Below are 21,982 nucleotides of genomic sequence, written 5' to 3' on the forward strand. Positions count from 1 at the left end.
CTTCATTTCTTTGATGAAGTATGAGTCGCAAATAGTTGACATAAAACGACAACCAATAAATTAACCATCACCAGTTGACCCTGCCAGCCCGCCTCGCTAGCCTGCCCGAAATCCGTTGGGGTGCCGCAAGGCTGAGAGGTGAAAACCGACCCATCGAACCTGATCCGGGTCGTACCGGCGTAGGGAACGGAACCAAGCATCGGCCCCATGCGGCCCGTCGTTTATCCCGTATCCACACGCCCTTGGCCCATCTAACACATGGGGGCCAAATGGCGTTTCAAGCACTAACGATTGCGGGGTCCGACAGCGGCGGCGGGGCGGGGATTCAGGCCGATCTCAAGACCTTCAGCGCGCTTGGCGTTTACGGGGCCAGCGTGCTCACCGCCGTGACCGCGCAGAACACCTGCGCGGTGACCGGGGTCGAGATGATCTCCCCCAAAATGATCCGCGCACAGATGGCGGCGGTCTTTGACGATCTGGCGATCGGTGCGGTGAAAATCGGCATGTTGGGCGATCCTGAAACGATCACCGCCGTGGCCGAGGGGCTGACGGGCTGCGCCGCGCCTGTGGTACTCGACCCGGTGATGGTGGCAAAATCCGGCGATGCGCTGCTCTCTGCCGAGGCCGTGGCGACCCTGCGTGACCGGATGCTCCCCTTGGCCCATGTACTAACGCCAAACCTGCCCGAGGCCGCACGGCTGCTGGACAGGCCGGAAGCTACCGATGAGGCCGCCATGTTGGAACAGGGCCGCGCCCTGCTCTCTGCCGGTCCCGGCGCGGTGCTGATGAAGGGCGGGCATGGCAAGGGGGAAACCTGTGTGGACCTGCTGATTTCAGAGGCCGACACCCTGCGCCTTTCCGCGCCCCGCCAGCACACCGCCAACACCCACGGCACCGGCTGCACCCTTTCTGCCGCCATCGCCGCGGGGCTGGCGCGGGGGCAAACGTTGCCGCAGGCCGTGCAGGCTGCGCATGCCTATCTGCAACGCGCCATTGCCGCTGCCGACACCCTCAACATCGGCAGTGGCCACGGCCCGGTGCATCATTTCCACGCGGTTTGGCCCCATGAGTGACGTCACCATCATCGGCGCAGGCGTTGCGGGGCTTTGGGCCGCGCGGGCCTGTCTGGCGCAGGGGCTGCGGCCCCGGTTGGTCGACCGCAAAGGCACGCCCGGGCCGCATGGCTGTTCATGGTGGGCGGGCGGGATGCTCGCGCCCTTCTGCGAAGGCGCGCTGAGCGAGCCTGCGGTGGTGACCAACGGGCGGCGTGCCGCGGCGCTCTGGTCTGAGATCACCGAGGTCACCCATAGGGGCACACTGGTCCTCGCCCCGGAACGGGACCGCGCTGAAATCCAGCGGTTCGCCGACCGGACCGACGGCCACACCCCTTGCGACGCCGAGGCCATCGCGGCGGTCGAGCCCGAGCTTACCGGGCGTCATCGGCGCGGGCTGTTCTTTGAGGAGGAAGCGCACCTGAACCCGCGCCAAGCCCTGCATGATCTTACCCAAACGCTCGCCGCCCATGGGGTGAAGGTCGAGCCCACGCCCCTCACCCCATCCAAGGTCGCAGGCCCGGTGATCGACTGCCGTGGCATGGCCGCCAGCGCCGACCTACCCGGCCTGCGGGCGGTGCGCGGCGAGATGATCTTGCTGCGCGCGCCTGAGATCACCCTCACCCGCCCGATCCGCCTGCTGCACCCGCGCCACCCGCTCTATGTGGTGCCGCGCGGGAACGGAATTTATATGCTGGGCGCGACCCAGATCGAAAGCGCCAGTCGCGCCCAAATGACCGCGCGCTCGGCGCTGGAACTGCTCTCGGCGGCCTATGCGCTCGACCCGCGCTTTGCCGAAGGCGAGATCATTGAGATGGGCGCCGACCTGCGCCCCGCCTTTGCCGACAACCTTCCCGGCATCGTGCAACGCGGCGCAGTGCTGCATCTTAACGGATTGTTTCGGCACGGGTTTCTCATGGCACCGGCCTTGGCAGAACAGGCCGCGGCCTTTCTTGCAACAGCGACAACAGGGGATTTATTCCGTGAAAATTGAAGTGAACGGCGAAGCGCGTGAGGTCACTGCCACGCAGCTTAACGCGGTCTTGGTGGAGCTTGGCTGGGGCGAAGCCAAGGTCGCCACCGCACTCAACGGCAATTTCGTCCCCGCAGGCGCGCGGGGCGCGACGACGCTGAGCGATGGCGACCAGCTCGAAGTGCTCAGCGCCATGCAGGGGGGCTAAGCGATGCGCGACTTTTACGGCATTTCGCTGCCCCTGCCGCTGATGCTGGGCACCGCGCGCTATCCCTCGCCCGCGGTGATGGAGGCCGCCTTTCGCCAAAGTGCCGCCCCGGTGGCAACCGTTTCCCTGCGCCGCGAACAGGGTGCGGGTCAGGCGTTTTGGGATATGGTGCGCGGGCTCGGCGTGCATCTGCTGCCCAACACTGCCGGTTGCCATTCGGCGCGGGAGGCGATCACCACGGCACAGATGGCGCGGGAGTATTTCGGGACCAATTGGATTAAGCTGGAAGTTATCGGCCATGCCGACACCCTGCAGCCTGACCCCTTCGGCTTGGTTGAGGCCGCCGAGGCGCTTTGCGCCGATGGGTTCGAGGTTTTTCCCTACACCACCGAGGATCAGGTGCTGGCCGGGCGGCTGGTCGATGCGGGTTGCCGGGTGCTGATGCCTTGGGGCGCGCCGATTGGGTCAGGGCTGGGGCTGAACAACCTGCACGGGCTGCGCAGCCTGCGGGCGGCATTTCCGGAGGTGGCGATGGTGATCGATGCGGGCCTTGGCATGCCCAGCCATGCCGCGCAGGCGTTGGAGATGGGGTTCGACGCGGTGCTCCTCAACACCGCCGTCGCCGAAGCCCGCAACCCCGCCGCCATGGCCGAGGCCTTTGCGCTGGCCTGCCGCGCGGGCGCGCTTGCCGCCGCCTCCGGCCCGATGGGCCAGCGCGATATGGCGGTGCCCTCCAGCCCCGTGATCGGAAAGGCTTGGCTATGACCCTGCCGCGTTTTTATCCCGTGTTTGACAGTGCTGCATGGGTTGCGCGGGCGGTGCCCTTGGGCGTGAAACTGGTGCAGCTGCGCATCAAAGACGCGCCGTATGACCTGCTGCGGACCGAGATCACCACCGCGCTTGACCTCTGCCGCCAATACGGCGCGCAGTTGGTGGTGAATGACCATTGGGAACTGGCGATTGAACTGGGGGCCGACTGGCTGCATCTGGGTCAAGAGGATCTGGACACAGCCGACATCCCCGCGATCCGGCGCGCGGGAGTGAAACTGGGCCTCTCCACCCACGACCACGCCGAACTTGACCGCGCGCTGGCCCTCTCCCCCGATTACATCGCCCTTGGTCCGGTCTATCCGACCATTCTGAAAAAGATGAAATGGACCGAACAGGGCCTCGACCGGCTGACCGAATGGAAGGCGCGGATCGGAGACATCCCGCTTTGCGCTATTGGCGGCATGTCGGTCGCCCGTGCGCCGGGGGCCTTTGCCGCCGGGGCCGACACGGTGGCGGCGGTCACGGATATCACACTGAACGCCGACCCCGACGCGCGGATGCGCGAATGGCTCAAGGTGACGGCATGAGCCGCTACGCCCGCCAGACGCTTCTGCCGCAGGTCGGTGCCGAGGGGCAGGAACGGCTTGCCGCCGCGCGTATGCTCGTTGTCGGTGCCGGGGCACTGGCGGTGCCGGTGCTGCAATACCTCGTCGGGGCCGGTGTGGGGCGCATCACGCTGGTCGATGGCGATGTGGTGGCCGAGAGTAACCTGCACCGCCAACCGCTCTACCAAATGGGCGATATCGGCAGGCCCAAGGTCACCGCCGCGGCAGAGGCGATGGCGGCGCTGAACCCGGAGGTGACGCTCACCCCGCGTGCCGAATGGCTTACCCCCGCCAACGCCCCCGGATTGCTGGCGGAGTGCAATATTGCCCTCGACTGCGCGGACACTTTCGCCGCCAGCCTGACGCTTTCGGATCTGTCTTTGGCGCAAGGCAAGCCGCTGATCTCGGCTTCGGCGCTTGGGATGTCGGGCTATGTTGGCGGCTTTTGTGGGCCTGCCCCCTCTCTCCGCGCGGTTTTCCCAGATTTGCCGCAGACGGCGGCCACCTGTGCCACGGCGGGCGTTTTGGGCCCCGTGGTGGGAGTAATCGGCGCGGCGCAAGCGCAGATGGCGCTGTCGGTGCTGCTGGGGCTGTCGCCTTCTCCGCTCGGGCAGCTGATGATCTGGGACGCCGCACAATGGCGGATGTCGGGCTTTCGCTTTGACAGCGCTCCCGAACCTGCGTCGCCCGTAAATTTCATCGCCGAGAGCCAGATCGCCCCGCGCGATATGGTTATCGACCTGCGCGCCGAAGCGCCCGCGCCCTTCTCAGCCCAAGCGCGCCATGTCCCCCCCGAGGCGCTGCCGGACCTGCCGCTGCCCCCACACACACCGCGCATCGTGCTCGCCTGCCGCACCGGCCTGCGCGCGCATCACGCGGCCAACACCCTCCGCGCCCGCTGGCCGGGAGAAATCGCCCTGCTGGCCCTGCCCGGTGCCTGACCCTTTCTTGAACAAAACCACAAAATGGAGCCTTTCGTGAAACACATCCTTACTCCCCTCGCCCTGACATTGATCGCCGCCCCGGCCTTGGCCCAAGACAAGATGACAGTCATGCTGGATTGGTTCATCAACCCCGACCACGGGCCGATCATTCTGGCCGAGGAAAAGGGCTATTTCACCGAAGCGGGGCTGGAGGTTGAACTGATCTCTCCCGCTGACCCGAACGATCCGCCGCGCATGGTGGCGGCAGGCCGAGTCGATCTGGCGGTCTCCTACCAGCCGGAACTGCATCTCGCCCAGCGCGAGGGGTTGGACCTGCGCCGCGTGGGCACCTTGGTCGAGACCCCGCTGACCTGCCTCGTGGTGCGCGCCGACGGGCCGGTCAAAGAGATGGCCGACCTCAAGGGCCGGAAAGTGGGTTTCGCCGTGGCAGGCGTGCAAGAGATGCTGTTGGACGCGATGCTGAGCCACCATGGCGTGGCCCCCTCTGAGGTTGAGCAGATCAATATCGGCTGGTCGATCTCGCCCGCGCTCATGTCGGGTCAGGTCGACGGCGTGATCGGCGCGTTCCGCAATTTCGAGCTGAACCAGATGCAGATCGAAGGCCATGAGGGCCGTTGCTTTTATCCCGAGGCCGAAGGCGTGCCCGCCTATGACGAGCTGATCTATGTCGCCCATGCCGAGGATATGGACCGCGAGATGATCGCGCGCTTCCTGCGTGCCACCGAACGTGCCGCGGCCGATATCGTCAACGATCCGGCTGCCAGCGGTGAGACCTTTTTTGCCTCCGATGCCGAGTTGCGCAACGAGCTGAACACCCGCGCCTGGGAAGACACATGGCCGCGTTTCGCCACCCGCCCCGCCGCCGTGGATCATGGGCGCTACGACCGGTTCGAGGCTTTCATGCAGGAAAGCGGTGTGGTCGAGACCGTGATCCCCGCCGCTGATCTGGTGGTCGATGTCACCGCGCAGGCCAAGCCATGACGGCACCCGACTACGGCGATGCCTTTGCCGCATGGCGCAGCGGCGCCGGAGAGGCGTGGCGGGACTACACCCGCCATGCCTTTGTCGAAGAGCTGCGCGCGGGGACGCTGCCACAGGCCAGCTATCTGCACTATCTAGGGCAGGACTATGTCTTTCTGATCCATTTCGCCCGCGCATGGGCGCTGGCCGCAGCCAAGGCGGAAACGCTGGATGAGATGGCCGCAGCCAGTGCCACGGTTCATGCGCTTGTTCATGTAGAGATGCCACTGCATGTGGAAACCTGTGCCCGCCAAGGCATCGACCGCGCCACGCTTGAGGCCACGGCAGAGGCACCGGGCAACCTCGCCTATACACGCTATGTTTTAGAGGCGGGCTATTCCGGTGATTTCCTTGATCTGATGGCCGCACTTGCGCCCTGTGTGTTGGGCTATGGTGAGATTGGGCTGAGCCTTCGGGGCAATGATGGCCCCTATGCCGATTGGTGCGCCGTCTATGGCGGCGAAGATTACCAAGCGCTTTGCCGGGATGTTGGTGCTTTGATCGACGGCGCATTGCGGCGGCGTCTGAGCGCGGAATGGAAAACACTGCCGCGCGCCAAAACCCTGCAAGAGCGTTTCAATACCGCGACCCGGCTTGAGGTTGGTTTCTGGGGCATGGCGCTTGCGCCCGCCGCACCATGACAGCGCCTGCAATTCATCTGTCAGGCGCGCTGCAGGGGGCCGCTGCCCCCTTGATCGACAGGTTCGATGTCACCCTCAGGGCGGGGCAATGGAACGTGCTGCTCGGCCCGTCCGGTGTTGGAAAAACGTCGCTGTTGCGACTTCTGGCGAGCCTGCCCTCTGCCGCCCGTCTAAACGAGCGCATCGCAGCCGATGACGATCGGCCCCTCGCGCCCCAAGTCGCGATGATGGCGCAGGATGATCAGTTGCTGCCATGGGCGAGCGCCATGGAAAATGTCACCATCCCCGCCCGCCTGCGTGGAGAGCGCGCGGTTCCTGACCGCGCCACTGCGCTTTTGGCCGAAGTGGGCCTCGCCGCCGAAGGGGGCCGCAAACCCGCCGAGCTTTCCGCCGGTCAGCGCCAGCGCGTCGCCCTTGCGCGTACCCTCTACGAAGATCGCCCCGTTGTCCTGCTGGATGAACCCTTCTCTGCCCTCGACGTGGTGACCCGCCTTAAAATGCAAGACTTGGCGGCGCGGCTGCTTTGCGGGCGGACTGTCGTGCTGATTACCCATGACCCTGCCGAAGCCCTACGGCTGGCCGATCATGCGTGGGTCGTGAGCCGCCAAGGGATCACCCCCTGCAGCCTGCCCGAAGCGCGTCCACCGCGCGAGATCGACGCGCCTGAGACCCTCGCAGCCCAAGCCGATCTCCTCCGCCGGATGGGGCTGGCCGCACCCGCGCAGGTCGCTTGATGGCGCAAGTGGGGCATAGACTATGGCGCGGCGCGGTATGCTTTGCGCTTGCTCTGGCGATTTGGCAGCTTGTGGTCACCCTCAGCGGGGTGCCGCGTTTCATCCTGCCGGGGCCATGGCTTGTCGTGCAGGCGCTGGGCGTGAATGCCGCGCTGCTGTGGCAGAATGCGCTGTGGTCGGCGGGCAATCTGGCACTTGGGTTGGGCGTGGGGATTTTTTTGGGCATTGAGACGGCGCTGCTGCTGACCCTTTCGCGCCGCGCGCGCTGGTTGCTGCGCCCGATGCTGGTGGTGGCACAAGCCGTGCCTGTCTTCGCGCTCGCCCCGGTCATCACCCTCTGGCTTGGTTACGGCATGCCGTCCAAAATCGTCACCATCGCGCTTGTCACCTATTTCCCCATCGCCTCTGCTCTCTTCGACCGGCTGATGGCGCTGCCTGCGGGCCTGAGCGATCTATCGCATCTCTCCGGCGCCAACCGTTGGCGCGAAACGCTGCTGCTGCGCCTGCCCCATGCGGTGCCCGGCCTGATCTCGGGCCTGCGCCTCGCGGTGGTGTACGGCCCCCTCGCCGTGCTGATCGGCGAATGGGTCGGTTCCTCCCGCGGCTTGGGGCATCTGATGCTCATGGCCAATGGCCGCGGCCAAACCGCTCTGATGTTCGCGGCGTTGATCGTGCTGGCGGCGCTGTCCTTGCTGCTGTGGACCGCGGTCGAAGTACTGGCCCGCTGGGCTGCACGGCGGTTTTATCTGTAAGGGGCTGCGATCTGGGGTATGGTGGCGGAGGAGGTGGGATTTTCCGCCCAACACCCAAAACTACCTTTATTCCTTGACTGCCAACGTCTTGTACATCAAATCGTGTGTGGGAAACGTGTGTGGTTCTCGGGAGAAATTGTGCCTCGCTACTTACAGAAACGTCGCCGTCGCTGGTATGCCGTCCTCGACGTTCCGAAAGCGCTGCGCCCAGCGCTGGGTGGCACCCCTCGGTTCGTTGAGAGTTTGCAGACAGAAAGCCTTACAGAAGCGGAGCGCCTTGTTCCTTTAGTCATTGCACGGTGGAAAGCAGAACTCGACGATGTTCGTTCTGGAACGCCACGGCAACAGATGGATGTAAAAGAACGCGCTCTGGGCTGGCGGGACGCGATTGATAGCTCCACTGATGACGAACGAGACGCTATTCAGCACGTCCTGTCTGATCAGGTCGAAATGGCAGAACGATCAGAACCCGGCTCTGGAGTCGCCCTGTACAGGTTCGCCACACGCCAGTGGGTGGATACGAGTGAACATGTCGAGGAGTGGCTATCGACCCTCGATAATGAGCCGAAGACCAAAGACATGAAGCGAAGTGACCTTTCGCGTTTCTCTTCTCGCTTTCGCTTGACCAGCAAAGTGGGCCGCAAAGAAGTTCAAAGGTGGGTCTATGATCTTCAGCATGAGGAAGGTCTAAAACTAGCGACTATTCGCCGTATCATTTCAGCCTGCCGTGGCTACTGGTCTCACCTGCAGCGTCTTGACGTGGTGCCAGATGACGTTGAGCCATTTCGTGACGTCGTGCCGAAGAGCAAACGAAGATCGAAAGGTGAAGTCGCTGACTTGCGCAAGCCGTTCTCAAATGAAGATGTCGTCCGCTTGCTTCGCGAAGCTGTAGACCTTGGTGACATGCCCCTAGCAAGGTTGATCTGGTTAGGTATGTGGACAGGCTGCCGCATAGAGGAACTATGTTCATTGCGCCTTCAGGAGACAGCCTCAGACCGTCTTAGGATCACCGATGCAAAGTCTGAAGCAGGCTGGAGAGAAGTTCCCGTTCACTCCTCTTTGGCCCCTGCTATTGAATGGCTTCGCGCCCACAGTACTGATGCGTTCCTTCTCGATGGACTTGGGACCAACAAGTATGATGATCGTTCAAACGCAATTGGGAAACGGTTCGGTAGACTTAAGACAAAGTTGGGGCATGGTAAACACCATGTCTTTCACTCTCTTCGGTACACGGTCACAACACAGCTTGATGCCGCAGGCGTACCCGAAGCTGTCACTGCGCGGATTGTTGGTCATGAAATCCAAACCATGACCTATGGTGTCTATTCTGGCGGCGCACCTTTTGAGGTGAAACAAGCAGCTATCGAGAACCTGCGCTATCCGTTGCAAACCGAGGTAGTTGAGAAGCTATTCGACTTTGAGAAGACATAAATCCCAAGAGACAGGTTCGACTTTACAGGCTTGCGTCACGTCTATGACCACCTGTCTAACGCAGCCTGAGCAGCCACAGGGTCACCCTTGATCCTTAGGACAGCCTGACGCGATAAACCTGTCGCCTTAGCTATCGCCGATGTCCCCTCGCCCATCGCCGCCATACTCTGCACTATGGTAAGCGCCTCTCGATCATAGCTGGGCTTTTTGCCACGATACTTCACAGGGTCGCCCTGGGCAGCGGCTATCCCAGCCCTCTGGGCCTCTTTGGTAGCTTCCGCCTGCGCCTGAGCCGTTGCCGCCATAAACGCAATGAGAGCGTCTCTCACAGCCTCCTGCATTGGGTCTGTGGTAGCTCCATCGAAGGTCATCCCATTGATCACCGTGCGGACGACGACGCCCTGTCGCATGAACGCTCTTATCGTGTCCGTGACGTCCTGATAGTCACGACCCAGCCGATCCACCCAGCGCACCACCAGCACATCCCCCCTCCTCAGCTTGTCAAAGAGCCTTTTGCCTTCGGGTCGATCTGCTAACTTGCTGCTAACGCCCGACACGCCGTGATCTGCGATGACCGCGTCGATGACAAAGCCTGCGGCTTCAGCCTGTGTCTTCTGGTGGTCAATGTTCTGGTCTGCCGTGCTGACGCGGGCGTAGAGAATGGTTTGAGACATAAGTCCTCGCAGGTGTTCGTTAAGGTTATGTCCGTTGGTAACGGCGTCCGCTGATTCATGTCAACCCTTACGGACACGCTTAACCGCACCTCCAGAGATGTCCGATGAGGTAGACCTTAACGGTCGGACTTCGAAGTTACCCTTATGAGTTCAAATCCTGCGCATCTGAAGATATGTCGGTCTTACCGCGTTCGCCATCCGGAACGTCCTGATATTCTGCAAGGAATTTCTCAAGCGCACCCGTGTCCAGCGCATTCCTCAGGATTCTTATCTTTGCATTCACTTCGGACTGATCTTTATAGCCAAGCAGGGTTTTAAGCGCCTCTTCGCCCTCTTTTGTCACTCTTTCAAGTTCGAAGATACGCCTATGAAAATAGATCTTGTGGTCGATAAAGGAGGCTACGATAGCCGCTAAAACCACAAGCCCCACGATGTTCATCAGCAGATTAGCAGCTCTCGCAACATCTGTAGCTGTAGGATCATCATAGACTAATGCCCAAGCCCAAAGAGGGCCGATAAAATTACCGATTATTCCAAGGCAGCCGCTTGCAACCGCCAACCCAATCAGGACCAAAAGCGCCTTGGTTAGGAACCGCCCGATAGTCTGTTCAATTTTGTCAAACAAGCCAGCAATGCCAATGTCAATCACCACTTAACGCCTCGAACCTGAATGCTAATCAAGGATATCTTGTCAGGTAGTTGTGACTGTGTCGATCCCCGGCAACCCCTGCCGCAGAGCGCCTGTTTGACCTTCAGGGTAGCGAGCTGAGGGTTTCTGCCTTCGGTGGCTCAATCAACCTTACACGCCCCCTGCTGCCTCGCTGGTAACCTCTGTGGATCTCTGCTGTAGCGCTCTAATGATCGCAGGTATGCCCCCCCTCGGAGCCTATGGGGGAACGCTGCGATTGCCGCCGATATAGATAAACCGCTCAGATATTCGACCCAATTTTAGCCTCCACTTTAGAATGGCATTGCCGCCTGCTCTGCTTCACGCTCGGCCTTAGTCATCTTCCTCCACTCCAGATGTCGGGCGATGTAGTCTAGGTTCTGGCGCCCTGCGCAACGCTTGATTAGCTCTGCCGCTGCCTCAGGTCGCCTTTGGCATAGTTCAGCCAGACTTGAGCCGAATGCCTGATCAGCTTTATCTACAGCAGCAAGAAGGGCTTCATGACTGAGTTCCGCGTCAAAGTCCCGGACCTCCCTGTTGCCCATCAGCGCCTTCTTCCATGTATCCGGAATGGGCTTTTGTTCGTCCTCCAGCTTCTTCAGCAACGACTTCTGGTACAATACCGTGCGTTTACTGATCCCTGCGAGTTTGTAGAGGTCTACCACGCGCCATCCGCCCTCAAGCAGTCTAGCCCACGTCCATTGCGCTCGGTCCTCACGAGGAAGACTCACACGCTCCTTGGTATTATCCAGCATACTAAGGGCCATGGCTGTCTTTAGATCGCAGCGATACACCTCCACTCTTACCCGTGCATCTGGATGAGTTCGCTGATGTGCCTCGAGCCTGTGGTGACCATCTGCGATCACAAGCTCCCCTGTTTCAGGGTTCTCCCAGACCGCCATTGGGTCTAGCTCCTGCCCTCGTTTCAAGACATCACACAGGGTCGCTAGCTGACGCTCGCCTGTCCCTCCGGGACGGGGCTGGAAGGTGATTTCGTCTGTTGTCAATTCTGTCAACTTGACACGCCGCTTGGTTGGGCGCGGCAGGCCCATCTTTTCCTTTGTCATACAATGACTTCCACTGGTCTGTGTTAGAGTTTCACTGGTCCAGAGGAGGTGCATTTGCACCGTACAGAGGATTGCACCAAAGAGCCGCCTTAAAGGAGGCAGCTTCTCGTCGTCAAACCGCAGGCACTCAGGGCAACCCGAGAAGCGCCGTTGCGCCCACGCAGTCCTCCAAAGAGAACCACAGGGACGTGACTACGGACCAGTCAAAGGAGAGACTTGGGACGCTGCCTTAGTTGCGCATAGGCGGCATCATCTCGTCGTCTCCCTCAATGGTGGCCCTTTTCTAACCTATCGGGGCCAGTATGATGGCCTGAACGGTAGATTGGACGTCTACCTTTGTCTTCTACTTGAATGCCGATGCTTCATACTGCGCAACGAGTTGTGGATTAGCCAACTTCACAGTCTCCTCTAGATGGCAGAGTAGGCCGTACTTATTGACTAAAGTCTTGTAGTTCTGGCCAAGGTCAGATTGGGCGAAAAGCAGAACTAGCTTCAACTCGGCTGAGGTTGTTCTTGCCTTTACGATAGCGCCGTACCGCTTCTTTTCCTCGTCAGGTAAGTCTGTTTCTTCAACTAGCATCAGTGCCCCAAAAAGGAGTCGAACAACTGGCCCAAGTCGATCCTGTCGTAACGTAAAGAAGCTTTCGAAAGCGTCTATTTGATCGCAGAGATTGTAACCTGTCGGCTCGAGCGGTCCTTCTCCAACAACTCGCCCGAACCTGTCAGTTTCTTGTGGCCGCTTTAGCTCGTCGCGATCCCATGCTTCGACCAAGAGCCTAAGCGCTCGGCTGCCTGCCATTCTCTCAGGCCCATGCCCTCCAGTGTGCGTGAAAGAAATGGAATCAATGTGGCTTTCCAAAAGCCGCAGCATACCAAACAGCTTTCCTTCAAGGGACTGCTTCGCAAGTTGTTCTTTTTGTCCCGACAGCTCTTCACGCGTCCGACTTAATTCCTCGCGCTGGAGGGCAAGTTCACTCCGCTGCATGAAGAGAGCGATCAGCAAGCCCGCAAAAGCCCACCCCGAAAACAACGCGTTCGCTCCTCCAAACATGTCGCCAAATGTGCCGGGGGAAGCATCGCCATTTTCCCAGCCAAAGCTGTATGTGACGAAAAATGCATAAAGTATTAATAACAAAGGTACGGTCAGGAACGCCACCGATGTAGCACAGAAGATCATTAATACTGATGTAGTCTTTGATTTGGATGTCTTCTCACTCATTGCCGACCTTGCCTTCCTTATTACATCCGACAAGGCGACGTGTGTGGGAAGCGTGTGTGGTGGCCTTGATCGATACTTAACTTTTCTGCAGCAATAACAGTATATTAGATGATCACCACAAAGATGGCGGAGGAGGTGGGATTCGAACCCACGGTACGCTCTCACGCACGCCGGTTTTCAAGACCGGTGCATTCGACCACTCTGCCACTCCTCCGCAGCACGCTCCTCCTAGTGCGCCCAGATTGATTCGGCAAATGCACATTTTCGCGGCCAGACGCCCGCTGCCCCTTGGGGAAATTCGCCGATCTGCCCTGCGCGGTCTTTTCAAGGGCCGCTCGGTCGGGTTACTCTGCGCCAAAGCCCCTTTCAGGGGGGCGAAGGGCGTGCCGATCCAACGGCGCGACATTCTCGCGGGACATGGGTCGCGGCGCGCGACGACAGCAGGCAAGGACATCGAAGGCATGAGCAGGGACAATCAACCGTTGCGCATCAAGAAAAGCCGCGCAGCGGGCTTGGGCGTGGGCATTTTGGCGCTTGGTTTGCTGGCTGGCTGTGAAGGCGGCGATTTCAAACTTCCCTTCGGCGCGAATGAGGGTGCCAGCGCCCCGCGCAGCACCTCAACCAAACTGGTCGAGCGCGATGTCGAAGCGCCTGAAGTGTTCTCGGCCACGGATGAGGGTCTGTGGGACGGACGCCCTTCGCTTGGCGGGGTCTGGGTCGCGCATCCAGATGTGACCGAGCCTGAGCGCGTGATCGTGCGCAATGAGGCGAACGGCAAATTCGTGATCGGCGCGCTGTTTCGCCGTGAGCGGGAACTGCCCGGCCCGAAATTGCAGATTTCCTCGGACGCTGCCGCAGCACTTGGCATTCTGGCGGGCGCCCCGGCCCCGCTGAACGTGACCGCCCTGCGCCGCGAGGAAAGCGCCGCCTCTGAGGAGAGCTTTTTGGCGGAAAACACCGGCGATGCCGCTGGCACGCTTGCCGCCCCTGCCCCCGTGACGGCCACGGCATTGGAGCCCGCCGCGACCGCGTCGGCCAGTACGGCGGCCAGCACGGCGGCCAATTCAACGTCCACCGCCACAGCCAGCACCACCCCGGCGGCCAAACCGCCAGTCGCCGCGGCCCCGAAACCGGCGCGAACGGCGAGCGGTGCCAAACTGTCCAAACCCTTCGTGCAACTGGGCATCTTCAGCGTTGAGGCCAATGCCACCCGCACTGCCAAACAGATGCGCGGCGCGGGCATGGTGCCCACCGTCAAACAAAGCGCGATCAACAACAAACCCTTCTGGCGCGTGGTCATCGGCCCCGCCACCAGCCAATCCGAACTCGACGCCCTTCTTAAAAAGGTCAAGGCCGAGGGCTTTACCGACGCCTACGCCGTGTCGAACTGACAAACCGGAGGAAATGCTTCCTATGATCCGCCTTTTTGCTGCCGCCGTGGCGCTGGTGCTGACGCTCCAGCCTGCCGCCGCCTTCGATACCCGCGCCACTGCCGCCTATGTGCTGGACCAGACCACCGGCACCGTGCTGCTGGCCAAAAACGCGGATGAGCCGCTGCCGCCTGCGTCGATGTCCAAGCTGATGACGCTCTACATGGCCTTTGAGGCCGTGGAACGCGGCAAGCAGAACGGCGGGCTCGACCTTGTCGAAAAACTGCCCGTGTCCGAACATGCCATGTCCTATGGCGGCTCGACCATGTTTCTGGACACCACCGACCGCGTCTCTGTCGAAGACCTGATCCGGGGCATCATCGTGCTCTCGGGCAACGACGCCTCCGCCGTGATCGCAGAGGCGCTGAGCCCCGATGGCACGGAATACGGCTTTGCCCGGCTGATGACACAGCGAGCGCAGCAGATGGGGATGACCAATTCCACTTTCGCCAACTCCAACGGCTGGCCGCAGGCGGGGCATCTGATGTCGGTGCGCGACCTTGGGTTGCTGGCCAACCGGATCATCTCGGACTACCCGCAGTTCTACCCGCTCTTTGCCGAACGTGAGTTTGCCTTTGATGGCCGTGCGCCGCAGAACAAGACCAACCGCAACCCGCTTTTGGGTCTCGGCATCGGCGCGGACGGTCTGAAGACGGGCCACACCAGCGAAGCGGGCTATGGTCTCGTCGGTTCGGCCAAACAGGGCGACCGCCGGGTGATCTTTGTGCTGTCGGGCCTCGACAGCGCCGCTGCCCGCGCGCAGGAGGCTGAATTGGTGGTCAACTGGGCCTTCCGTCAGTTCACGCAGCGCGATCTGGGCGCGGCGGGCAGCCGCATCGCCGAGGCGCCTGTTGCCCTTGGCACGACCCAATCGGTCGGGCTTGAGCTGAAGGACGATCTGTCGATGCTGGTGCCCGTCACCGGCGGGGATGAGATCGAAGCCGAGGTGATCTATACTGGCCCGTTCCAAGCGCCGATCAGCAAGGGCGACGAATTGGGCGAACTGGTGGTCGACCGGGGCGAATTGCCCGCCATGCGCGTGCCGCTGGTGGCCTCCGCCTCCATCGCGCCGGGGGGGTTCATGGTTAAAATGACCGCCGCCGCGCTGCATCTGATGAACCGCCTTAACGCGGGGCCGCAGGCGACCCCTGACGTGGAAGCGGAAGCTTCGTGACCAGCGTAGAGAAGGCCCGCGCGCCGGGCCTCTTCGTGACGTTCGAAGGCATCGACGGGTCCGGCAAATCCACCCAAGCGCGGCTTTTGGCAGACCATCTGACAGCGCAGGGCCATGACGTCGTGCTGACCCGCGAACCGGGCGGCAGCCCGGGGGCCGAAGAAATCCGCGCGCTGGTGTTGCAGGGCGATCCCGATCGCTGGTCGGCTCAGACCGAAATCCTGCTTTTTACCGCCGCCCGCCGCGACCATCTGGAGCGGACCATTCGCCCCGCCCTGGAGGCAGGAAAGATCGTCATCTGCGACCGTTTTGCTGACAGCACGCGGATGTATCAGGGCCTCTCGCGCGGTGATCTGCGGCAGATGGTGGACGATCTGCATGCGCTGATGATCGGGGTCGAGCCTGACCTGACCCTGTTGATCGACATGGACCCGGCCAATGGGCTGGAGCGTGCCCTCTCGCGCCAGACGGCGGAGGAGCGGTTTGAGGATTTCGGCGTGGAACTCCAAGCGAAGATGCGGGCCGGTTTTCTGAGCCTTGCCGAAGAATTCAGCGACCGTTTCCAAGTGATCGACGGGGGCCGCGATATTGACAGCGTTGCGCGTGATGTGACCACGACCGTGACCGCCCATTTGGGGTGATCGCCCTGCCCGCTTCCCTCTGCGGCGAAACATGCTAGACCGAGACCATGACAGACGACGCCCCCCAGCCAGACCGTGTGGAAGGTGCCCGCCACCCGCGCGACACGCCGAAACTGATCGGCCAAAGCGCAGCCGAGGCCGCCTTTCTCGACGCGTTTAACAGCGGAAAATTGCACCACGCCTGGATGCTGACCGGCCCACGCGGCGTCGGCAAAGCGACGCTGGCATGGCGCATCGCGCGGTTCCTTTTGGCCACGCCCGACCCCGATGGCGGCATGTTCGACCTGCCCCCGGCTGACACGCTTGAGATCGACCCCGAGCATCCTGTCGCCCGCCGTGTGGCCGCCGGGGCCGAAGCGGGGCTGAAATCCGTCACCCGCACGCTGAACCCCGACACCAAGAAAATGCGCAAGCAGATCGTCGTCGATGACATCCGCGCGCTAAACGGGTTCTTCCAGATGTCCGCCGCCGACGGGGGCCGCCGCGTGGTCATCATCGACGACGCGGATGAGATGAACCCCAACGCCGCCAATGCCTTGCTCAAGATGCTGGAAGAACCGCCAGAACGGGCCATTCTGCTGCTGCTGAGCCACCAACCCTCGAGCCTGCTGCCCACCATCCGCTCGCGCTGCCGGACGCTGCGGCTTGGCACGCTCGACGCGGACCAGATGGCCGAGGCGTTGGCCGGCTCGGGGGTGGAGGTCGAAGGCGACCCCGGAGCGCTGGCCGAGCTTTCCGGCGGCTCTGTCGGCGGGGCGCTGCGCCTGTCGCTGATGGGTGGGGTCAAGACCTATGCCGATCTTGTGGGGCTGATCTCTTCGCTGCCGCAACTCGACCGGGGCCGCGCCATCAAGCTGGCCGAAGCCGCAGCACAGCGCGGGGCCGAAGCCAAGCTCGACCTGCTTTTTACCCTGCTCGACCTGCTGTTGGTCCGTCTGGCACGTACCGGGGCCATTGGTGCGCCGCCTGCGCGAGCCGCCTGCCCCGATGAGATCGCCGTGCTGCAACGTCTCTCGCCCAGTCCCGCACAGGGCCGCGCTTGGGCCGATGCCGCGCAACAGATATCCGACCGCGCCCGCCATGGGCTGGCGGTGAACCTTGACCCTGCCGCGCTGGTCCTAGATACCCTGCGGCAGATAGGCCAGACGGCGCCGCGATAGCCGAAAGGACAGCATGACCGACACGCCCCACATCACCGACAGCCATTGCCACCTCGACTTCGAGAGCCTGCAAGAAGACCTGCCCGCCGTCATCGCCCGCGCCGCTGACGCAGGCGTCACGCGCATGGTCACCATCTGCACCCGGCTAAAGAATGAGCCCGCCGTGCGCGCCATTGCCGAGGCGCATGATCCGGTGTTCTACGCCGCGGGCACCCACCCGATGTCCGCCGCCGAAGAGCCGCTCACATCGGTTGATGAACTCCTTGCCCTGACCCAACACCGCAAGATGGTCGGCATCGGTGAGACGGGTCTGGACTATCACTACACCGCCGAGAGTGCCGAGGTGCAAAAGACCTCTCTGCGCATCCATATCGCTGCTGCGCGGGAAAGTGGCTTGCCGTTGATCATCCACGCCCGCGATGCGGATGACGACATGGCCCGCATCCTGCGCGAGGAACATGCGCAAGGTGCCTATTCCTGTGTCATGCATTGCTTCTCCTCCTCGGCTGAACTGGCCCGCGCGGCGCTGGAACTGGGGTTTTACCTCTCGATGTCGGGCATCACCGCCTTTCCCAAGTCGCGGGACTTGCGTGATATCTTCAGCCAAGCCCCACTCGACCGCATCCTTGTGGAAACCGACGCGCCCTACCTCGCGCCGCCCCCGCATCGGGGCAAGCCGAATGAGCCCGCCTTCACCGCCCATACCGCCCGCCGCGCGGCAGAGACCTTTGGCCTCGACTACGCCGATTTCGCGGCCCGCACGCAGGCGAATTTCGAGCGGCTCTTTGCGAAAGCCGCCGCTTGGGAGCCCGCGCGCTGATGGCTGAGCTGCGGGTGACCATATTGGGCAGCGGCTCTTCCGGGGGCGTGCCGAGGATCGGCGGCCACTGGGGGGACTGCGACCCGAATGAGCCCAAAAACGCCCGCCGCCGCTGCTCGATCCTTGTGGAGCGGGTGACGGATGCGGGCACAACCACCGTTCTGATCGACACCTCCCCCGACATGCGCAGCCAACTTCTCGACGCGGGCGTCGGACGGCTTGATGCGGTGATCTACACCCATGCCCATGCGGACCACGTGCACGGGCTGGATGACCTGCGCATGGTGGTAATGAACATGCGCGCCCGCCTGCCGGTCTGGGCCGATGCGCCCACGCGGGACGCGCTGATCGAGCGCTTCGGCTATGCTTTCGTGCAGCCCGAATGGTCCAGCTATCCGCCCATCCTCGACATGCATGACATCACGGGCGAAGTCCGCATCGACGGCCCCGGCGGCACGCTCGAATTCGCGCCCTTTACCGTGACCCACGGCAATATCGACGCGCTTGGCTTTCGCTTTGACGATATCGTCTATTTGCCCGATGTCTCGGCCATTCCCGAGGACTGCTGGCCGATGATGGACAGCCTGCGCTGCTGGATCGTCGATGCGCTGCGCCGTGACCCGCATCCAACCCATAGCCATTTGGCGCAGACGTTGGAGTGGATCGACCGGGTGGCCCCACAAACCGCCGTTCTGACCAATATGCACAACGATCTTGATTACCACACCGTCGCCGCAGAGACGCCGGATCATATTCAACCGGCCTATGACGGGCTGACCCTTCATTTCCCCCTTCCTCATTCAGACTAGGCGGCGCCGGGCGCAGGCCAGAGGGTCGGCGCCCCCGGCGAGCCCCCAAAAGGCCCCTTTTAAGTGCAAACTCTTTTAGACGTTATTCTGCCGGTCTTTCTGGTCATCGGCTTTGGTTACGTGGCAGTCTGGCGCGGGCTGTTCCCCGTCTCTGGCATCGACGGGGTGATGAAATTCACCCAAAATTTCGCCATCCCCTGCCTGTTGTTCCAAGCCATTGCCCGCATTGATCTTTCCAGCAGCTATGACCCGCGTCTTCTAAGCAGTTTCTACGGCGGGGCGGCGCTGTGCTTTGCGCTTGGCATCCTCGGCGCGCGGGTGCTCTTTCGCCGCGATTGGGAGGACAGTGTGGCGATCGGGTTTTGTTGCCTGTTCTCGAACTCGATCCTCTTGGGCCTGCCGATCACCGAACGCGCCTATGGGCCAGAGGCGCTGGCCGGGAACTATGCGATCCTGTCGTTCCACGCGCCCTTTTGCTATGGCTTGGGCATCACGGTCATGGAATTCGTGCGCAACCGCGGGCAATCGGGCCTGTCGCTGTTGCGCAACGTCAGCCGCGCGATGTTCCGCAACGCGCTGGTGATTGCGATCCTCGGGGGGTTTGCCGTCAACCTCAGCGGCTTGCCGATCCCCGGCGTGGTGGATGACGCGCTGTCGCTCATTGTCCGCGCCGCTCTGCCTGCCGCCCTCTTTGCGCTTGGCGGGGTGCTGCTGCAATACAAGCCCGAAGGCGACATGAAAGCGATCCTCATGGTCTGCGCCATCGCCCTCTTGGTACATCCCGCGCTGGTCTGGAGCTTTGGCACCATGTTTGACCTGCCGCAGGCGGGATTTCGGTCCGGCGTGCTAACGGCGGCCATGGCACCGGGGTTCAACGCCTATATTTTCGCCAATATGTACGGCCGCGCGCGCCGTGTCGCGGCAAGCTCCGTGCTGATCGCGACGGGCAGTTCGATCTTGACGGTATGGCTTTGGTTGACGGTTCTGGGTTGAACGAAAGCGTCCGCGAAAAGCCTGAAATATCCGTCATTTAAGAGGAGAAGTGGTGCGGGTGAAGGGACTCGAACCCCCACGCCATAGGCGCCAGAACCTAAATCTGGTGCGTCTACCAATTCCGCCACACCCGCACTGCACCAACCGGTGCCCGCGCTGATTAGCAAACCCGCGCGGCAGATGCGAGAGCAAAAAAGCACAAGACATTAACCAGATGTTTGCATATGGTTGGTGATACCTGAGGCAGGTACAATAGAAAGAGACGCCCATGAAACCGAATACGGTCGGGTGCGTAGGCGACAACGATCGCCGTGGGGGGCAGTTTTCCCCATTTGCTGCGCTGGACACCGGTCTTGTGCAGGGCGCCCTTATTCTGACGCTGGACGGTGAAATCCCGGTTGAGTTCCTCTCGGTCGGGGATCGGGTCATCACGCGCGACAGTGGCTTTGCCAAAATCCTCCATATTCAACGCACGACCCGCAAGGTGCGGCGCATCGCGCTGGCGGCAGGATCGCTGGGCCACACGCGGCCCGAACGCGATGTGCAGCTCGCCGGAGATCAGATGCTGCTGGTGCGCGATTGGCGCGCGCGGGCGCTTTTCAACTCCGAACGCGCCTTGGTCGCAGCGCGCGCATTGGTCGACGAGGAATTCATCACCGATCTGGGTGAGGAAGAGACGACGTTGATCCAGATTTTCTGCAACGGCCCGCATATCATCTATGCCGATGGGCTGGAGCTTGGCACCGCCGATGCCGCCCGCGCCCGCGGCGCGGTGCTGCACGCCGCTTAGACCCCCAAGTCGCGCAACACCTGTGGCATCAGGTCCGGCAGGTCCTCAGCGATCAGCCCCGGCCCGTGCAGCAACGCCGCCTCCGCATGCATCCATGTGGCGAGGGTGGCCGCCTCTACCGGTGCGACCCCCCGCGCGAGCAGGCCGGTAATAAGCCCCGCCAACACATCGCCCGCCCCCGCAGTGGACAACCACGGCGTCGCGCGGTCTTGGGTCGCACGGTGACGCCGCAGGTCCCCCTCTGGCGTGGCGATGATCGTCTCGGGCCCTTTCAGCAAGACCACGCACCCAAATCGCACGGCAGCATCCCGGGCGGCCTGCGCTTTGGCGCCCTGCCCCTCAGCCTTGGCGGCCTCCGCCAAATCGGGGGCCAGCCGGGCGAACTCTCCCATATGGGGGGTCAGGACGCAGCCGGGGTGAAGGGCGGCGCGCAGATCGGCGTCTTGTGACAGCAGGGTGATCGCATCGGCGTCCAGAACAACTTGGGGCGCGGCAAGGGCGGCCTTGACCATGTCCGCCGCACGCGCCCCCAATCCCAAGGCGGGACCAAGGCAAAGCGCATTGATCCGGCTGTCTTTCAACGCCTCCGACAGCGCCGCGCCATCCGGCACTCTTTGCAGCATGATCGCCGTGACTTGCATCGCCGTTTCAAGCTGCGCCGCTGGCGGCACGCCCAATGTCACAGCCCCGGCGCCGATCCTCAGTGCCGCGCGCGCCGCCATCCGTGCGGCACCGGTCTGGCCCGGGCCGCCGGACAGGATCAGCGCATGGCCGTAGTCGTATTTATGCCCCGGCTGCTTGCGCAACAGTGCAACATCAAGGCTCTCGCGGGTGATCTCGGAAATGGTCATGCAATGGGATCTAGCAACTGCCGCCCAAAGGTACAGCCTGAGACCGATTCACGAATGCTTATTTTTTAGGCGAGGTGCGCAAATTCTCAGCGCCCCTTGGCAAATGCATCCGCCGCGCCATGTTACCCCCTGCCCGGCGCTGGACGTTACGCGGGCAGGATGCTCTGTCGAAACCAGAGCATAAATGCGCGGGAATTGTCAGGGGAATACCATGAAAAAGATCGAAGCCATCATCAAGCCGTTCAAACTCGACGAAGTCAAAGAAGCCCTTCAAGATGTGGGCGTTCAAGGCCTCAGCGTGATTGAAGTAAAAGGCTTCGGCCGTCAAAAAGGCCACACCGAACTCTACCGTGGTGCGGAATATGTTGTAGATTTCCTTCCCAAAGTGAAGGTGGAAGTGGTATTGGATGACGATCAGGTCGATGCCGCTATTGAGGCCATCGTCGACGCCGCCAAAACGGAGAAAATCGGTGACGGCAAAATCTTCGTTTCCCCTGTAGAACAAACAATTCGCATCCGTACCGGTGAATCCGGTTCAGACGCACTTTGACATCGG

The 21,982-nt window shown here is 62.1% G+C and carries 25 protein-coding genes, 2 tRNA genes and 1 riboswitch; of the genes, 20 read left to right on the top strand and 7 right to left on the bottom strand.

Going from position 1 to position 21,982, the window contains the following annotated elements:
* The first annotated feature begins 106 nt into the window (after positions 1-106).
* Positions 107-203: riboswitch (TPP riboswitch) on the top strand.
* A gap of 66 nt (positions 204-269) precedes the next feature.
* From thiD to R1T45_RS15695, 11 genes are read left to right on the top strand one after another with little or no spacing between them, the layout of a single operon-like run.
* Positions 270-1,073 (top strand): bifunctional hydroxymethylpyrimidine kinase/phosphomethylpyrimidine kinase, encoded by an 804-nt coding sequence (gene thiD / locus R1T45_RS15645; protein ID WP_317389535.1) that lies wholly within the window; start codon positions 270-272, stop codon positions 1,071-1,073.
* Positions 1,066-2,046 (top strand): FAD-dependent oxidoreductase, encoded by a 981-nt coding sequence (locus R1T45_RS15650; protein ID WP_317389536.1) that lies wholly within the window; start codon positions 1,066-1,068, stop codon positions 2,044-2,046. Before thiD ends, R1T45_RS15650 begins: the two co-directional genes overlap by 8 nt.
* Positions 2,036-2,233, top strand: coding sequence for a sulfur carrier protein ThiS (gene thiS / locus R1T45_RS15655; protein ID WP_317389537.1), 198 nt, complete (start codon positions 2,036-2,038; stop codon positions 2,231-2,233). The genes R1T45_RS15650 and thiS overlap by 11 nt, the downstream gene beginning before the upstream one ends.
* 3 nt (positions 2,234-2,236) lie before the next feature.
* On the top strand, positions 2,237-2,998 hold the full coding sequence (locus tag R1T45_RS15660) for a thiazole synthase (RefSeq protein WP_317389538.1): 762 nt from the start codon (positions 2,237-2,239) through the stop codon (positions 2,996-2,998).
* On the top strand, positions 2,995-3,591 hold the full coding sequence (locus tag R1T45_RS15665) for a thiamine phosphate synthase (protein WP_317389539.1): 597 nt from the start codon (positions 2,995-2,997) through the stop codon (positions 3,589-3,591). The genes R1T45_RS15660 and R1T45_RS15665 overlap by 4 nt, the downstream gene beginning before the upstream one ends.
* The gene (locus R1T45_RS15670; protein ID WP_317389540.1) at positions 3,588-4,550 is read left to right on the top strand and encodes a HesA/MoeB/ThiF family protein; all 963 of its coding nucleotides are present in this window, start codon (positions 3,588-3,590) and stop codon (positions 4,548-4,550) included. Before R1T45_RS15665 ends, R1T45_RS15670 begins: the two co-directional genes overlap by 4 nt.
* A gap of 36 nt (positions 4,551-4,586) precedes the next feature.
* The gene (locus R1T45_RS15675; RefSeq protein WP_317389541.1) at positions 4,587-5,534 is read left to right on the top strand and encodes an ABC transporter substrate-binding protein; all 948 of its coding nucleotides are present in this window, start codon (positions 4,587-4,589) and stop codon (positions 5,532-5,534) included.
* A complete protein-coding gene (locus R1T45_RS15680; RefSeq protein ID WP_132443654.1) occupies positions 5,531-6,214 on the top strand; it encodes a TenA family protein in 684 nt (227 codons plus the stop codon). The genes R1T45_RS15675 and R1T45_RS15680 overlap by 4 nt, the downstream gene beginning before the upstream one ends.
* A complete protein-coding gene (locus R1T45_RS15685; RefSeq protein WP_317389542.1) occupies positions 6,211-6,948 on the top strand; it encodes an ABC transporter ATP-binding protein in 738 nt (245 codons plus the stop codon). The genes R1T45_RS15680 and R1T45_RS15685 overlap by 4 nt, the downstream gene beginning before the upstream one ends.
* On the top strand, positions 6,948-7,700 hold the full coding sequence (locus R1T45_RS15690) for an ABC transporter permease (protein ID WP_317389543.1): 753 nt from the start codon (positions 6,948-6,950) through the stop codon (positions 7,698-7,700). The genes R1T45_RS15685 and R1T45_RS15690 overlap by 1 nt, the downstream gene beginning before the upstream one ends.
* 33 nt (positions 7,701-7,733) lie before the next feature.
* Complete coding sequence (locus R1T45_RS15695; RefSeq protein WP_317389544.1) at positions 7,734-9,131, top strand: tyrosine-type recombinase/integrase; 1,398 nt, start codon at positions 7,734-7,736, stop codon at positions 9,129-9,131.
* 41 nt (positions 9,132-9,172) lie between these two features.
* Here the strand turns inward: R1T45_RS15695 and R1T45_RS15700 are convergent, their stop codons facing one another.
* The 5 genes from R1T45_RS15700 to R1T45_RS15720 all read right to left on the bottom strand — a co-directional run bounded on the left by R1T45_RS15700 (position 9,173) and on the right by R1T45_RS15720 (position 12,972).
* Entirely contained in the window at positions 9,173-9,805 is a 633-nt protein-coding gene (locus R1T45_RS15700; protein ID WP_317389545.1) for a recombinase family protein, read from the bottom strand.
* A gap of 142 nt (positions 9,806-9,947) precedes the next feature.
* Positions 9,948-10,454 (bottom strand): hypothetical protein, encoded by a 507-nt coding sequence (locus tag R1T45_RS15705; RefSeq protein ID WP_317389546.1) that lies wholly within the window; start codon positions 10,452-10,454, stop codon positions 9,948-9,950.
* A gap of 311 nt (positions 10,455-10,765) precedes the next feature.
* Positions 10,766-11,539 (bottom strand): ParB/RepB/Spo0J family partition protein, encoded by a 774-nt coding sequence (locus tag R1T45_RS15710; RefSeq protein ID WP_317389547.1) that lies wholly within the window; start codon positions 11,537-11,539, stop codon positions 10,766-10,768.
* Between the two features lie 343 nt (positions 11,540-11,882).
* Entirely contained in the window at positions 11,883-12,758 is an 876-nt protein-coding gene (locus tag R1T45_RS15715; RefSeq protein WP_317389548.1) for a putative phage abortive infection protein, read from the bottom strand.
* Positions 12,759-12,882: 124 nt separating this feature from the next.
* A tRNA-Ser gene (locus R1T45_RS15720) sits at positions 12,883-12,972 on the bottom strand.
* Between the two features lie 247 nt (positions 12,973-13,219).
* Here R1T45_RS15720 and R1T45_RS15725 point away from each other — a divergent pair.
* The 7 genes from R1T45_RS15725 (at position 13,220) to R1T45_RS15755 (ending at position 19,785) form a co-directional block, all read left to right on the top strand.
* On the top strand, positions 13,220-14,149 hold the full coding sequence (locus tag R1T45_RS15725) for an SPOR domain-containing protein (protein WP_317389549.1): 930 nt from the start codon (positions 13,220-13,222) through the stop codon (positions 14,147-14,149).
* A gap of 22 nt (positions 14,150-14,171) precedes the next feature.
* Positions 14,172-15,362 carry a D-alanyl-D-alanine carboxypeptidase family protein gene (locus R1T45_RS15730; protein WP_317389550.1) on the top strand — a complete coding sequence of 397 codons (1,191 nt, stop codon included), beginning with the start codon at positions 14,172-14,174 and terminating at the stop codon, positions 15,360-15,362.
* Positions 15,359-16,003: a dTMP kinase gene (tmk, locus tag R1T45_RS15735; protein ID WP_132443659.1), complete on the top strand. Its 645-nt coding sequence runs from the start codon at positions 15,359-15,361 to the stop codon at positions 16,001-16,003. Before R1T45_RS15730 ends, tmk begins: the two co-directional genes overlap by 4 nt.
* Before the next feature lie 47 nt (positions 16,004-16,050).
* A complete protein-coding gene (locus R1T45_RS15740; protein ID WP_317389551.1) occupies positions 16,051-17,163 on the top strand; it encodes a DNA polymerase III subunit delta' in 1,113 nt (370 codons plus the stop codon).
* 13 nt (positions 17,164-17,176) lie between these two features.
* Complete coding sequence (locus R1T45_RS15745; RefSeq protein WP_317389552.1) at positions 17,177-17,983, top strand: TatD family hydrolase; 807 nt, start codon at positions 17,177-17,179, stop codon at positions 17,981-17,983.
* Positions 17,983-18,792: an MBL fold metallo-hydrolase gene (locus R1T45_RS15750; RefSeq protein WP_317389553.1), complete on the top strand. Its 810-nt coding sequence runs from the start codon at positions 17,983-17,985 to the stop codon at positions 18,790-18,792. The genes R1T45_RS15745 and R1T45_RS15750 overlap by 1 nt, the downstream gene beginning before the upstream one ends.
* A 63-nt stretch (positions 18,793-18,855) precedes the next feature.
* Positions 18,856-19,785 (top strand): AEC family transporter, encoded by a 930-nt coding sequence (locus R1T45_RS15755; RefSeq protein WP_067939491.1) that lies wholly within the window; start codon positions 18,856-18,858, stop codon positions 19,783-19,785.
* 50 nt (positions 19,786-19,835) lie between these two features.
* Here the strand turns inward: R1T45_RS15755 and R1T45_RS15760 are convergent.
* A tRNA-Leu gene (locus R1T45_RS15760) sits at positions 19,836-19,919 on the bottom strand.
* 134 nt (positions 19,920-20,053) lie between these two features.
* On the opposite strand from R1T45_RS15760, the gene R1T45_RS15765 reads away from it, so the two are divergent.
* Complete coding sequence (locus tag R1T45_RS15765) at positions 20,054-20,575, top strand: Hint domain-containing protein (protein ID WP_067625769.1); 522 nt, start codon at positions 20,054-20,056, stop codon at positions 20,573-20,575.
* Here R1T45_RS15765 and R1T45_RS15770 read toward each other — a convergent pair.
* Positions 20,572-21,426, bottom strand: coding sequence for an NAD(P)H-hydrate dehydratase (locus R1T45_RS15770; RefSeq protein ID WP_317389554.1), 855 nt, complete (start codon positions 21,424-21,426; stop codon positions 20,572-20,574). The genes R1T45_RS15765 and R1T45_RS15770 overlap by 4 nt on opposite strands.
* Positions 21,427-21,637: 211 nt before the next feature.
* Between R1T45_RS15770 and R1T45_RS15775 the strand changes: the two genes are divergently transcribed.
* A complete protein-coding gene (locus tag R1T45_RS15775) occupies positions 21,638-21,976 on the top strand; it encodes a P-II family nitrogen regulator (RefSeq protein ID WP_067266338.1) in 339 nt (112 codons plus the stop codon).
* The last annotated feature ends 6 nt before the right edge of the window (positions 21,977-21,982 follow it).

This window comes from Sulfitobacter sp. LC.270.F.C4, from assembly GCF_032922545.1.
Taxonomy (GTDB): Bacteria; Pseudomonadota; Alphaproteobacteria; order Rhodobacterales; family Rhodobacteraceae; genus Sulfitobacter; species Sulfitobacter profundi.